Genomic DNA, 12,322 nt, shown 5'->3' on the forward strand with positions numbered 1-12,322 from the left:
ATTATTATGCTGCCACCCATGCTGCCCGTCAGCGTCGTGCCGGTCACATCACAACTTGACCCGGTGCGCCAGAAGCCGGATATCCCGCCCGTGGTGCCAGTACAAGCCGGCTCCAACGAAAGCACGATCGACCTGAAAAAGGGCGATTCCGAGCAGGCGACCTTGCTGTTGCGCGAGGAACAACGCCGCCAGCAAGAGCAGCAGAAGCGTCGGCGCGAAGCCGACGAAGACCCTGAGGAACACCTGGCGATTCCCGGCGATGTATTGAATGCCGACAATACCGTGCCCGTGGTGCCGCTGATCGAAGATGCGCCGCGCCAGGGTTTGTGGGTGGACGTCGAGGTTTAATCGCGCAACTCATACAGCGCCGCGAGCAGTCGTTCGATGTCGTGCTCGGTGTTGAGCGGGCTGACGGACACTCTCGCGATATTGGTCAGGCCACGTGCCTGCATGTCCAGTGGGGTGTAGGCCACGCCATTGGCGCCGATATTGATGCGCTTCAGCCCCAAGCGTCGTTTGAGTTCGAAGGCATCCCAGCCAGCCAGGTTAAAGGCAATCAGTCCTGAGTGGTTGACGCCCAAGTCGTGCAGGGAAATTCCCGGAATCTGACGCAAGGCTTCCCGGATTTGCCCGCTGATCTGCAAGACCCTTTCCCACGTCCTCTCTACGCCCAGTCGATTGACCTCCTGTAATGCATTGCCTAAACCCGCCAGTAAGGCGTAGGACACTTCGCTGGTTTCAAAGCGCCGGGCGTCGTTGCGCAAGTGGAAACCGTCGACGGTCCAGGGGGCTGAAAACACATCGCGCTGGGCCGGATTCAGGCGCTGGAGGAAGTCCGGCCGTACATACATCAGCGCCGTACCGCGTGGCCCGCGCAGGTGTTTGCGCCCCGCTGACTTGAGCACATCGCAATGCAGCGCCTGCACGTCTACCGGCAGTTGCCCCACGGCTTGGCCGGCGTCGATGAAATAGGCGATGCCGTGGCGCTTGGCCACTTCCCCGATCGCCTGGGCGGGGTTGATCAGGCCGCCGTTGGCCGGTAGCCAGGTCAAATCGATCAGCTTGACGCTGGCATCGATCATCGACTCCAGCGCCACCGGGCAGACCGCGCCGGTTGCATCGCAAGGAATGACGTCCACCTGGGCGCCGGACTGCACTGCCCGTTGCATACTCGCCAGGTTGCCGCCCCATTCATGGCGGCCGACCAGAATGCGTTCGCCTGGTTTCCAGGGGCCCAAGGCCTGGAACGCCATGCTCCAGGCGGTCGAGCCACTGCTGGCAAAAGCAATCGAGGCAGTGGGCGCATTGAGCAGTTGCCCGGCCGCACGCCGGGCTTTTTCGATCAGGACGGCGCCATGCTCGCCGGCCTCCATCGGGCCGTCGCGGGCTTCGCGCTGTAATTGGTCGATGATCGCGTCGAGGGTGGCCTGGCTGGGCAGCGAGGCACCGGCGTGGTTGAAATGCACAATGCCCGACTGGCAGCCGGGCGTGTCGTCGCGCAGTTGCTGGACGTCGGGCGGGCTCACGGTTGCAGCTCGAAAATCGCATCAACCTCCACTGCCACGCCCGCCGGCAGGCTGGAAACACCTACAGCAGTGCGCACATGCCGGCCCTTGTCGCCGAGGGCGTTGACCAGCAGGTTCGAGGCGCCGTTGGCCACCACGCTTTGGCGCTGAAAGTCGGCGCTGCTCGCAATGAACACCCCCAGGCGCAAGATACGCACCGCGCGCGCAAGGTCATCACCCAGCGCATCGCTCAGTTGGCCCAACAGGCCCAGCGCCGCCAGTTCTGCCGCCTGGGCGCCTTCTTCATCGCTGAGGGATTCGCCCAGCCGACCGACGTAGGCGGGTTTGCCATCGATCATGGGGATTTGCCCGGAAATGAACAGCTGGTTCTGGCTGACCACATAATTGATGTAATTGGCCGCCGGCTGGCTGGGCGTTGGCAGCGTCAGGCCAAGGGCTTGCACGCGTTGGCGGATGGAGTCGGTCATGTTGAATCCTCTTGGGGTGGGAGGTTTCAGCATGTTGGCTGTGGCGATGGGCGACAAACGGATAGATCTCACTCGACGTATCGAAATAACTCACGCGTCGGCGCAGGTTTCCTTCAGCCATTGGCTGAAGCACTCGGCCGATTCGCTGGAGGGGCCTTGGGGGGTTATCAGCCAGTAGCCGATTTCGCTGTGATAGGGCGGCCATTCAAAGGCTTCCACCAGGCTGCCGTCCGCCAGCTTGCGCTCGATCAGGCGGTGACGGCCCATGGCGATGCCCTGGCCGGCCACGGCGGCTTCGACCACGATGTTGTAGTCGTGCAACATCACGCGCGGATGGTGCTTGAGGTCGACTTGGAAATGCGCGGACCAATCCGTCCATTCAAAGGGTCGGTGCGAGGTGGCCATCAACAGCGCGCCGTTGGCCAGCTGGTTGGCCTTGAAGGCCGGGCTGCACACGGGTGAGATCACTTCAGGCATCAGCCGGGTGGTTTGCACATCGGGCCAATCGCCCTTGCCATAACGGATGGCCAGGTCGACCTCGGCGGCGGCGACGTTGGCTAATTGAATCGCCGGCAGCAACTCCACCTGGATATGCGGGTAGCGGTTGAGAAACCCGGCCAGGCGCGGTGCAAGCCACAGGGTGGCGAAAGATGCCAGCAGGCCGACACGCAACACCGTGGCACGGGGCGCCACCCGTTGGGTGCGGGTGGCGGCGGCAATGGCGTCGAGGGCGGGGCGGATTTCGTCGTAGTAGCGTTGGCCATCGGCGGTCAGATCGATTGCACGGGTGCGTCGGATAAACAGCGGTTTGCCCAGGTGCTGTTCGAGCTTTTGCACTTGGTGGCTGAGTGCGCTCTGGGTTACCGACAACTCATTCGCGGCCTTGATAAAACTCAAGTGCCGCGCCACCGCCTCAAAAGCACGCAAGGCCAGCAGCGGCGGAAGGTCATTGTGCAGTGCCAACTGAGTGCGCCTACAGGGTAAGTGGGGAATGTGTCGATTTTGGGCGATATGCTTCCTTTTGTCGCCCGCAGATTCCTCTGTCGTAGTTTGGGGATATGTCTTACATCCCCCCGGGCAGCTGTGCGCAAAGCTCTGTGTCTTTTTTTGAGACGGTAGAGCGATGAAAAACCCTATAAAGGCAAATGTGATCGGGTTGGCTATTTCAATGGGCCTTTGCGCGGCCGCAGCAGCGAATGAGTCACCGCTGGTTGGGGCCTGGAAGCTGGTCGGCTATCAGGTCGAGTCCCAGGATACCCGTGAGAAAATCCCGGCGATGGGCAGCCGTCCTTCCGGGCGCGTTATTTTTACCGCAGATCATCGAGTGGCTTTCGTGTTGACCGGTGAGGGAAGAAAAGCCGGCTCTTCTGACGCAGAAAAATCAGTGCTGTTGAACACGCTGGTGGCTTATACCGGTATTGAGCGGGTCGAGGGCAACCAATGGTGCACAGAGGTTGATTCTGCCTGGAATCCGGAATGGGTGGGGACGGTGCAATGCCGCGATTTTCAGGTCCGGGGCGACACGTTGGAAGTGCTGACGCCGTGGCGCCAAATGCCCAATTGGCCGGGGACTACACGTTCCATCATTACGTTTGAGCGTGATAAATAAGCGCCCGGAGAGGGAAGTACGAGGATTTTTACCCTGGCATTTGCCGTTGAGCGGGAGAGGCCGCATTATTGAGCCATTCCCGCCACGACGTAAGCCCCGCCATGAGTGAAGACGACAAACTGATCGACCTGAATGCCGAACGCGCCAAACGTGTGCATGACTTGAATGACAAGCGCCTGAATGAAGTTCGCCAGGCATTTGAGCAGGCGATGCCGCTTGGCAAAGTTAAGAAAAAGCCCAAGAACAAGCCGAAAAAGCGTTGAAACAACCTGCATCTGTTGATGCAGGTCAGTTATTACCCTTCTTTAAGCCCCGTCGCGGGCGACATTGATCCCGGTCAATTTTCCAATCCGCCTTCTCTATTAACTTAGCCCTATCGCAACAGGGCATGAGCAGGAGGCCGGTCATGTTTTTCGATAATGTGGTGTTTGCCGGGGTGCTGACTGTCGGCCTCATGGTGCTGTTTTTTGTAGGGTTTGGAATTTTTATCTGGAAAGACGCGAATAAGCGTAAAGAACCCTAAGTCTTTCCGGATTACATGAGCACGCAAGGCATTTTGGGCGACTTCGGTCGCCCTTTTTTTTGCATCGAATTTAGTCGTACTCATTAATAGACGGCATAAAAAAAGGTGCGATCCTCATTGAGGTCGCACCTTCTTTTTCAACGGTTCGCTATCAACTACCCAGCGCCTTTGAAGCTAGCCAGAACAACCCGGCTGACAGGCCTACGGTTGCCGGCAAGGTCAACACCCAAGCCATCAGAATGGTCTTCACCGTGCCGCCTTGCAGACCGCTTTTATTGGCAACCATGGTGCCGGCAACGCCGGAAGACAGTACGTGAGTCGTGGAAACCGGCAGGCTGAAGATGTTGGCCAGGCCAATCATGCTCGCCGTGGTGATCTGCGCCGACATGCCCTGGGCATAGGTCATGCCCTGCTTGCCGATCTTCTCACCGATGGTCAGCACCACACGTTTCCAGCCCACCATGGTGCCCAGGCCCAAGGCCAGTGCGACCGCAAGGATCACCCAGAACGGCGCGTATTCGGTGGTGGCGGTCAGGTCTTTGCGCAGCTTGTCGAGGTCGGACTTCTCACGCGCATCCAGGCCCGGCAGCTTGCCGACTTTCTTCGCGGTGTCGTCGAGGCACAGCAGGTAGCGGCGCACTTCAATCCGGTGGTCGGAGGTCAACGAATGGTAGTCGGACACACCTTTTAGCGTCTCCATCAGCGCGCTGATGGTTGGCTCAGTCTGTTGCGGGTTGCACTGAAACTTGCCCGGCAGGTCGTCCTTCACACTTTTACCCAGTGCCAGGAACTCGCCGAGCGTGGCGTTGTTACGCTGGTAGAACTGGCTCAAATGCACGGTGGCGTCGCGAGTCCGTTCGATCTGGTAGGTGGTGCTGCCCAGGTCGAGTACGAACTGCGCCGGCACGATACCGATCAACACCAGCATGATCAGGCCGATCCCTTTCTGACCATCGTTGGAACCGTGCACGAAGCTCACGGCCATTGCGGAAATCACCAGCACCAGGCGGTTCCAGAACGGCGGGTGCTTCTTGTCGTCAAGCTTGCGGCGCTGGTCCGGGGTCTTGTGCATTTTCGACAGCGGGCGCCACCACTTCAGGCCGAGCAGCACCAGGGCGGCGACCAGGAAGCCAGCCATCGGCGAGAACACCAGGGAGGCACCGATATCGACCGCTTTCTGCCAGTTCACACCGTCAGCCAGGGGGATATCGTTGATCAGGGCATTGGCCAGGCCGACACCGAGGATCGAGCCGATCAGGGTGTGGGAGCTGGAGGCCGGGATACCGAAGTACCAGGTGCCCAGGTTCCAGGTGATCGCCGCTGCCAATAACGAGAAGACCATGGCCAGGCCATGGCCGGTATTCACATTGATCAGCAACTCCACCGGCAGCAAGTGCACGATGGCGTAGGCGACACCGACACCACCGAGCAACACGCCGAGGAAGTTGAACACCCCGGAGAAGAACACGGCCAGGTGCGGCGGCATGGCTTTGGTATAGATGACTGTGGCCACCGCGTTAGCGGTGTCATGAAAGCCATTGATGAACTCGAAGGCGAGGACAAAGGCAAGGGCGAGCAACAGGCTCACTAGAACCCAAGCATCCAGTCCGCTGAATAAATCGATCATGAAGGTTTTCTGACCCGGTCGTAAGGGGGCGCGATTATGCCAGAAAACCTCAGTAATCGATGCATTAGCTGCTCATCGGTAACAATCTTCATTGAAAAAATATCGGCGAAAGCGGCGCATCCCAGGGTTTTCGGGGGTTTGGCAAGTCTTTGATTTATAAAGTGCCGGGTCAAAAAGACGGGGTTTTGTCATGCAAACGTCATGTCTGAAACATTTGTATGAAATTTCGCTGATCGCAGCAGGACGCTGACCAGTCTCGTGTCAATGCGAGGTGCCCTCCGCCGGTGGTAGGCCGGCAGAGACAGCAAGACCCTGGAGACTCTGATCGAAGTGCTTAGGGCTCTTCGGCTTTGAGTTCCTGTTCAATCTTTTGGATTTCCTGGGCAAATGCCTGATCCAGCAAACTGGCGCGCTTGCGCCATGGTTTGCGCTCCGGCTCAGGCTGCGCGGCGTAGGTGGTGACTTCCCCGCCGTAAACGTCCTTGTAACGTTGTTCCTGGCGCTCAAGTTCCGCGCGCAGTTCGTCTTTCGTCACAGTGTTACCTAATTGAGATGAGTTGAGTTTATTGATTGTGCAGTGTCATGCCTGAAAGGCGTCCTCGGGGTGTTTCAAATTGAACGGTAGAACCATTCAAGTTTGAAAGGCGGCCAAAGGGCAGATCTTTTAAGCGAGTACGTGTGACCTGTGATGCATGCGACGGGCATCGCCTGGTGAGCTCCAATCCCGATTGTGATACCGGGCTGACCTCTGCACAGGTTGCATTATAGCGGCGCATTTGAATAACACTATCATCATGAAGTTAAAAAGCGTCAATGTTGTGTGAGGGTTTTGTTACATGCGAGCGTCGGTATTTGCAAAAAGCGCCGTCATCAATGTGCACGTTTCTAAATGTCAGCATGAATACTCGAACTTTATGGCGCTATCAGACAAACCCTAAACTTGGGGTGTCGGGGCTTACCCGCGCGCGCCCACCAAATTGCGATAATCGCATGATCGTCCGATAATCGCCCAATGTTGCCGGTGGCGCCTTGTACATACCGGCTGGCGCGGCTTGTAATAGCGGCCAAACCTCCCAGCGGTTGAAAATAAGAGAAAGGACCCTGAAATGAACGATCAATTGCGCAACTCCTTCGCGTCAGTGGCGCCGCCGATCGTGGCTTCACCGGCCAAGCGCATCCAGGCGTTTACCGGTGATCCGGACTTCATGACCTCCCTGGCCCGTGGCCTGGCCGTGGTCCAGGCGTTTCAGGAGCGCAAGCGCCACCTGACCATTGCCCAGATCAGCCACCGTACCGAAATCCCCCGTGCCGCAGTGCGTCGTTGCCTGCACACCTTGATCAAGCTCGGTTATGCCACCACCGATGGGCGCACCTATTCGCTGTTGCCCAAAGTCTTGACCCTGGGCCATGCCTATTTGTCGTCCACGCCACTGGCCGTGTCGGCCCAGCCGTATCTGGACCGCATGAGCGAGCAACTGCACGAAGCCTGCAACATGGCGACACTGGAAGGCGACGACATCCTTTATATCGCGCGTTCCGCCACCACTCAGCGCCTGATTTCCGTGGACCTGTCGGTTGGCGGGCGCTTGCCGGCCTATTGCACCTCCATGGGCCGAATCCTGCTCGCGGCGCTGGATGACGCCTCGCTGCAGGACTACCTCGACCACGCCGAGCTGCACACCAAGACCAGCCGTACCCTGACCACCCCCGAAGCGTTGTTCGAGTGCCTGCAACAAGTGCGTCAGCAAGGCTGGTGCATCGTTGACCAGGAACTGGAGCAGGGCCTGCGCTCCATCGCCGTGCCGGTGTATGACGCCTCTGGCCAGGTGTTGGCCGCGCTCAATGTCAGCACTCACGCCGGGCGGGTCAGCCGCAGTGAGCTGGAGCAGCGTTTCCTGCCGAGTATGCTCAGTGCCAGTCGCGAGTTAAGTGCGCAACTGTTTGCCTAAGGTGTTCGGTGACCGCACAGATCCAGGCTTGATCAATTGACGGTGTTTCCCAAGGCTTATTAATGTGCGGCAGCGCTATCAGCGTCGCCCCAATAATAATGACGGCCCCAGGTCGTCAGCCCGCCATCGGTGTGGAAATAACAATAATGAATCAGCCTTCTGTCGGTATTAACCTGGACGTGCAGTCCTTTATCAATGCCCAGCCGCTGTCGCGCTATCAATGGCGCGTGGTGATCCTGTGTTTCCTGATTGTGTTCCTTGATGGCCTCGACACCGCCGCCATGGGGTTTATTGCGCCCGCGCTGTCCCAGGACTGGGGCATCGACCGCGCCAGCCTCGGCCCGGTGATGAGTGCTGCGTTGATCGGCATGGTGTTCGGCGCACTCGGTTCCGGCCCGCTGGCTGACCGTTTCGGCCGCAAAGTCGTGTTGGTAAGTGCGGTCCTGGTATTTGGCGCGTTCAGTTTGGCTTCGGCCTACAGCGCTAATGTCGATCAGTTGCTGGTGTTGCGCTTCCTGACCGGCCTGGGCCTGGGCGCGGGTATGCCGAACGCCACTACGTTGCTCTCCGAATACACTCCCGAGCGCCATAAATCGCTGCTGGTGACCAGCATGTTCTGTGGATTCAACCTGGGCATGGCCGGTGGCGGGTTTATCTCGGCCAAGCTGATCCCGGCGTTCGGCTGGCATAGTTTGCTGCTGATCGGCGGCATCCTGCCATTGATCCTGGCGGTGGTGCTGCTGGTGTGGCTGCCGGAGTCGGCGCGCTACCTGGTGGTGCGCAATCGCGGCACCGACCGAGTGCGCAAGGCCTTGTCACCCATTGAGCCCAGCCTTGTCGCCCAGGCCAGTAGTTTCAGCGTGCCCGAGCAAAAAACCGTCAAGGCCCGCAACGTGTTTGCGGTGATCTTTTCCGGCACCTACAGCGCCGGCACCTTGTTGCTGTGGCTTACCTACTTCATGGGCCTGGTGATTGTTTACCTGTTGACCAGTTGGCTGCCAACCTTGATGCGCGACAGTGGCGCCAGCATGGAACAGGCCGCATTTATCGGTGCATTGTTCCAGTTCGGAGGGGTACTGAGTGCGGTGGGTGTGGGCTGGGCAATGGACCGGTTCAATCCGCACAAAGTCATCGGCATTTTCTATCTGCTTGCCGGGGTGTTTGCCTACGCGGTAGGGCAGAGCCTGGGCAATATCACACTGCTGGCGACCTTGGTGCTGATCGCCGGGATGTGTGTCAACGGTGCGCAATCGGCAATGCCATCCCTGGCCGCACGCTTCTACCCGACCCAGGGCCGCGCCACGGGCGTGTCGTGGATGCTCGGCATCGGCCGCTTCGGCGCGATCCTCGGCGCGTGGATGGGCGCCACGTTGCTGGGCCTGGGCTGGAACTTCGAGCAAGTGCTGACGGCACTGGTGATCCCGGCCGCACTGGCCACAGCCGCAGTGGTGATCAAAGGCATGGTCAGCCATGCGGATGCCACATAAGGATGGTCGCCATTCTTGTGGGAACTGGCTTGCCGGCGATGCAAACGACACGGTCCACAGGTGAGCCGAATCGATGCAATCGCGGACAAGCCAGCTCCCACATAGACCGCGCCGACGGGCGAAGGGCTGTTTTTCAGAAAAGATTAGCTAGACAACAATCCGTTCGATAATCGAACACTGAGTCGATTATCGGATTGTTCGGCCCATTGCCCCGGCTTAACCTTCAGGCACTTCGGCGCCACCTCAGCGCCTTTTTCGATCCACACCGGGAGCCCAACCCCATGGCTGAAATTCTCGCGCTGCGTGACGCCGTGAAGCAATTCGTGAACGACGGCGATACCGTCGCACTGGAAGGCTTTACTCACCTGATCCCTACCGCAGCGGGTCATGAAATCATTCGTCAGGGCAAGAAAGACCTGACGCTGGTGCGTATGACGCCTGACCTGATCTACGACCAGTTGATCGGCGCCGGCTGCGCTCGCAAGTTGATTTTCTCCTGGGGCGGCAACCCGGGTGTGGGTTCCCTGCATCGCCTGCGCGACGCCGTCGAGAAGCAATGGCCGCAACCGTTGGAGATCGAAGAACACAGCCATGCCGACCTGGCCAATGCCTACGTCGCCGGTGCCTCGGGCCTGCCGTTCGCGGTACTGCGCGCCTACGCCGGTTCCGACCTGCCCAAGGTCAACCCGTTGATCAAAACCGTGACCTGCCCGTTCACCGGCGAAGTGCTGGCGGCGGTGCCGTCGGTACGTCCGGACATCACCGTGATCCACGCCCAAAAGGCCGACCGCAAAGGTAACGTGTTGCTCTGGGGCATTCTCGGCGTGCAAAAGGAAGCAGCGTTGGCGGCCAAGCGTTGCATCGTCACGGTGGAAGAAATCGTCGATGACTTGAACGCACCGATGAACAGCTGTGTGCTGCCGACCTGGGCCCTGACTGCGGTGTGCCACGTGCCCGGCGGTGCGCACCCGTCCTACGCCCACGGTTACAACGAGCGTGACAATCGTTTCTATCAGGCGTGGGACCCGATCGCCCGCGACCGTGGGACCTTTACCGCCTGGATCGACGAATACATCCACGGCACCGCCGACTTCAGTGAATTCCAGGCCAAGCTGGCCGCCGCGCAGGAGGCCAAGTAATGGCTTACTCGACCAATGAAATGATGACCGTCGCCGCCGCGCGCCGCCTCAAAAACGGCTCGGTGTGCTTCGTCGGCATTGGCTTGCCCTCCAAGGCCGCCAACCTGGCGCGCCTGACCTCGTCGCCGGATGTGGTGTTGATCTACGAATCCGGCCCGATCGGTGCCAAGCCGTCTGTATTGCCCCTGTCTATTGGCGATGGCGAACTGGCGGAAACCGCTGACACCGTGGTACCGACCGGTGAGATTTTTCGCTATTGGCTGCAAGGCGGGCGCATTGACGTCGGCTTCCTCGGCGCCGCTCAGGTCGACCGCTTCGGCAATATCAACACCACCGTGGTCGGCGATTATCACCATCCCAAAGTGCGCCTGCCTGGTGCCGGTGGCGCGCCGGAGATTGCCGGCTCAGCCAAGAGCGTGCTGATCATCCTCAAGCAGTCGGCCCGTTCGTTTGTCGAGAAGCTGGACTTCATCACGTCGGTCGGCCACGGCGAAGGGGGCGATTCGCGCAAACGCCTGGGCCTGCCGGGTGCCGGTCCTGTCGGGATTATTACCGACCTGTGCATCATGGAACCGGAAGAGGGCAGCCACGAGTTTGTGGTGACCGCGTTGCACCCGGGCGTGACCCGTGAGCAAGTGATCGCGGCCACCGGTTGGGCGATTCGGTTTGCCGACCAGGTGAGCACCACCGCCGAACCGACCGACGTAGAACTCACCGCCTTGCGTGACCTCGAAGCACGCACCGCCGCCGCCCATGGCCAAGCGCCGGGAGAAGCCTGATGCGCGACGTATTTATCTGTGACGCTATCCGCACGCCCATCGGCCGGTTTGGCGGTGGTTTGTCCACGGTACGCGCCGATGACTTGGCCGCGTTGCCGATCAAGGCATTGGTCGAGCGCAACCCCTCGGTGGATTGGACTGCCGTTGATGAGGTGTTTCTCGGCTGCGCCAACCAGGCCGGGGAAGACAACCGCAACATCGCGCGCATGGCGCTGTTGCTGGCGGGCCTGCCGGAGAGCATTCCGGGTGTGACCCTCAACCGCCTGTGCGCTTCGGGCATGGACGCCATAGGCACGGCGTTTCGCGCCATTGCCAGCGGTGAAATGGAGCTGGCGATTGCCGGTGGCGTCGAGTCGATGTCACGCGCACCGTTCGTGATGGGTAAAGCCGACGCGGCCTTTTCACGCGCCATGAAACTGGAAGACACCACCATCGGCTGGCGTTTTATCAACCCGCTGATGAAGGCCCAATACGGCGTGGATGCCATGCCGCAGACCGGCGATAACGTCGCTGACGACTATAAGGTGTCACGCGCCGACCAGGACGCCTTTGCCCTGCGCAGCCAGCAACGTACCGCCGTCGCGCAAGCCGCCGGGTTCTTCGCTGAAGAAATCGTGCCGGTGCGCGTCGCCCATAAAAAAGGCGAAACCGTTGTTGAGCAGGATGAACACCCGCGCGCGGACACCACGCTTGAGGCCCTGGCCAAACTCAAACCGGTGAATGGCCCGGACAAAACCGTGACTGCCGGCAATGCTTCCGGCGTGAACGATGGCGCGGCGGCGCTGATTTTGGCCTCGGCCGAAGCGGTGAAGAAACACGGCCTCACCGCCCGCGCTCGGGTATTGGGCATGGCCAGTGCCGGTGTCGCGCCGCGCGTGATGGGCATCGGCCCGGTGCCGGCGGTACGCAAACTGGTGGAGCGCCTCGGGCTGGCGGTCACCGACTTTGACGTGATCGAACTCAACGAAGCCTTTGCCAGCCAGGGCCTGGCGGTACTGCGTGAGTTGGGTATTGCAGATGACGCGCCGCAGGTGAACCCGAACGGCGGCGCCATCGCCCTTGGCCATCCCTTGGGCATGAGCGGCGCGCGTTTGGTCTTGACGGCGCTGCACCAGCTGGAAAAAACCGGCGGCCGCAAAGGCCTGGCGACCATGTGTGTGGGCGTCGGCCAAGGCCTGGCCCTGGCGATTGAACGCATCTAACAAGAGAGGATTGC

Annotated in this window: 14 protein-coding genes; 9 read left to right on the plus strand and 5 right to left on the minus strand. The window is 60.1% G+C overall.

From position 1 onward, the window contains the following. Positions 1–6 precede the first annotated feature (6 nt). Complete coding sequence (locus ACLBW8_RS13605) at positions 7–348, plus strand: aspartate-semialdehyde dehydrogenase (protein WP_447805565.1); 342 nt, start codon at positions 7–9, stop codon at positions 346–348. On the opposite strand, the gene ACLBW8_RS13610 is transcribed toward ACLBW8_RS13605, so the two are convergent. From ACLBW8_RS13610 to ACLBW8_RS13620, 3 genes are all read right to left on the minus strand, one after another. After that, positions 345–1,526 carry an aminotransferase class V-fold PLP-dependent enzyme gene (locus ACLBW8_RS13610; RefSeq protein ID WP_447805566.1) on the minus strand — a complete coding sequence of 394 codons (1,182 nt, stop codon included), beginning with the start codon at positions 1,524–1,526 and terminating at the stop codon, positions 345–347. The two genes, ACLBW8_RS13605 and ACLBW8_RS13610, sit on opposite strands and share 4 nt — an antisense overlap. Beyond that, a complete protein-coding gene (locus ACLBW8_RS13615; protein WP_447805567.1) occupies positions 1,523–1,993 on the minus strand; it encodes a RidA family protein in 471 nt (156 codons plus the stop codon). The genes ACLBW8_RS13610 and ACLBW8_RS13615 overlap by 4 nt, the downstream gene beginning before the upstream one ends. 90 nt (positions 1,994–2,083) lie before the next feature. After that, positions 2,084–2,956 (minus strand): LysR substrate-binding domain-containing protein, encoded by an 873-nt coding sequence (locus ACLBW8_RS13620; RefSeq protein ID WP_447805568.1) that lies wholly within the window; start codon positions 2,954–2,956, stop codon positions 2,084–2,086. Positions 2,957–3,116: 160 nt separating this feature from the next. Between ACLBW8_RS13620 and ACLBW8_RS13625 the strand changes: the two genes are divergently transcribed. The 3 genes from ACLBW8_RS13625 (at position 3,117) to ccoM (ending at position 4,125) form a co-directional block, all read left to right on the plus strand. Further along, positions 3,117–3,602, plus strand: a complete 486-nt coding sequence (locus ACLBW8_RS13625) for a lipocalin-like domain-containing protein (RefSeq protein ID WP_128586814.1) — start codon at positions 3,117–3,119, stop codon at positions 3,600–3,602. A 101-nt stretch (positions 3,603–3,703) separates the two neighbouring features. Next, positions 3,704–3,865: a hypothetical protein gene (locus ACLBW8_RS13630; protein WP_017137225.1), complete on the plus strand. Its 162-nt coding sequence runs from the start codon at positions 3,704–3,706 to the stop codon at positions 3,863–3,865. 143 nt (positions 3,866–4,008) lie between these two features. Beyond that, the gene (gene ccoM / locus ACLBW8_RS13635) at positions 4,009–4,125 is read left to right on the plus strand and encodes a cytochrome c oxidase subunit CcoM (RefSeq protein WP_301280094.1); all 117 of its coding nucleotides are present in this window, start codon (positions 4,009–4,011) and stop codon (positions 4,123–4,125) included. 151 nt (positions 4,126–4,276) lie between these two features. Here ccoM and ACLBW8_RS13640 read toward each other — a convergent pair whose 3' ends face one another. Then, positions 4,277–5,752, minus strand: coding sequence for an inorganic phosphate transporter (locus tag ACLBW8_RS13640; RefSeq protein ID WP_064451224.1), 1,476 nt, complete (start codon positions 5,750–5,752; stop codon positions 4,277–4,279). Positions 5,753–6,086: 334 nt separating this feature from the next. Then, positions 6,087–6,287, minus strand: a complete 201-nt coding sequence (locus tag ACLBW8_RS13645; protein WP_003172389.1) for a hypothetical protein — start codon at positions 6,285–6,287, stop codon at positions 6,087–6,089. A gap of 571 nt (positions 6,288–6,858) precedes the next feature. Between ACLBW8_RS13645 and pcaR the strand changes: the two genes are divergently transcribed. The 5 genes from pcaR to pcaF all read left to right on the plus strand — a co-directional run bounded on the left by pcaR (position 6,859) and on the right by pcaF (position 12,308). Continuing rightward, positions 6,859–7,701 (plus strand): pca regulon transcriptional regulator PcaR, encoded by an 843-nt coding sequence (pcaR, locus tag ACLBW8_RS13650; protein WP_128586809.1) that lies wholly within the window; start codon positions 6,859–6,861, stop codon positions 7,699–7,701. Between the two features lie 146 nt (positions 7,702–7,847). Then, positions 7,848–9,188: an MFS transporter gene (locus ACLBW8_RS13655; RefSeq protein WP_064451226.1), complete on the plus strand. Its 1,341-nt coding sequence runs from the start codon at positions 7,848–7,850 to the stop codon at positions 9,186–9,188. Between the two features lie 281 nt (positions 9,189–9,469). Next, entirely contained in the window at positions 9,470–10,327 is an 858-nt protein-coding gene (locus tag ACLBW8_RS13660) for a CoA transferase subunit A (RefSeq protein WP_064451227.1), read from the plus strand. Beyond that, complete coding sequence (locus ACLBW8_RS13665) at positions 10,327–11,106, plus strand: CoA-transferase subunit beta (protein ID WP_447805569.1); 780 nt, start codon at positions 10,327–10,329, stop codon at positions 11,104–11,106. Before ACLBW8_RS13660 ends, ACLBW8_RS13665 begins: the two co-directional genes overlap by 1 nt. Continuing rightward, the gene (pcaF, locus tag ACLBW8_RS13670) at positions 11,103–12,308 is read left to right on the plus strand and encodes a 3-oxoadipyl-CoA thiolase (RefSeq protein WP_208604464.1); all 1,206 of its coding nucleotides are present in this window, start codon (positions 11,103–11,105) and stop codon (positions 12,306–12,308) included. Before ACLBW8_RS13665 ends, pcaF begins: the two co-directional genes overlap by 4 nt. Positions 12,309–12,322 lie beyond the last annotated feature (14 nt).

This window comes from Pseudomonas sp. M5A4_2d, assembly GCF_053345295.1.

Coding starts and splice junctions, on each gene's coding strand:
- ACLBW8_RS13655 (WP_064451226.1), top strand. CDS start 7,848: ATGAATCAGCCTTCTGTCGGTATTAACCTGGACGTGCAGTCCTTTATC.
- ccoM (WP_301280094.1), top strand. CDS start 4,009: ATGTTTTTCGATAATGTGGTGTTTGCCGGGGTGCTGACTGTCGGCCTC.
- ACLBW8_RS13615 (WP_447805567.1), bottom strand. CDS start 1,993: ATGACCGACTCCATCCGCCAACGCGTGCAAGCCCTTGGCCTGACGCTG.
- pcaR (WP_128586809.1), top strand. CDS start 6,859: ATGAACGATCAATTGCGCAACTCCTTCGCGTCAGTGGCGCCGCCGATC.
- ACLBW8_RS13605 (WP_447805565.1), top strand. CDS start 7: ATGCTGCCACCCATGCTGCCCGTCAGCGTCGTGCCGGTCACATCACAA.
- ACLBW8_RS13630 (WP_017137225.1), top strand. CDS start 3,704: ATGAGTGAAGACGACAAACTGATCGACCTGAATGCCGAACGCGCCAAA.
- ACLBW8_RS13665 (WP_447805569.1), top strand. CDS start 10,327: ATGGCTTACTCGACCAATGAAATGATGACCGTCGCCGCCGCGCGCCGC.
- ACLBW8_RS13640 (WP_064451224.1), bottom strand. CDS start 5,752: ATGATCGATTTATTCAGCGGACTGGATGCTTGGGTTCTAGTGAGCCTG.
- ACLBW8_RS13625 (WP_128586814.1), top strand. CDS start 3,117: ATGAAAAACCCTATAAAGGCAAATGTGATCGGGTTGGCTATTTCAATG.
- ACLBW8_RS13660 (WP_064451227.1), top strand. CDS start 9,470: ATGGCTGAAATTCTCGCGCTGCGTGACGCCGTGAAGCAATTCGTGAAC.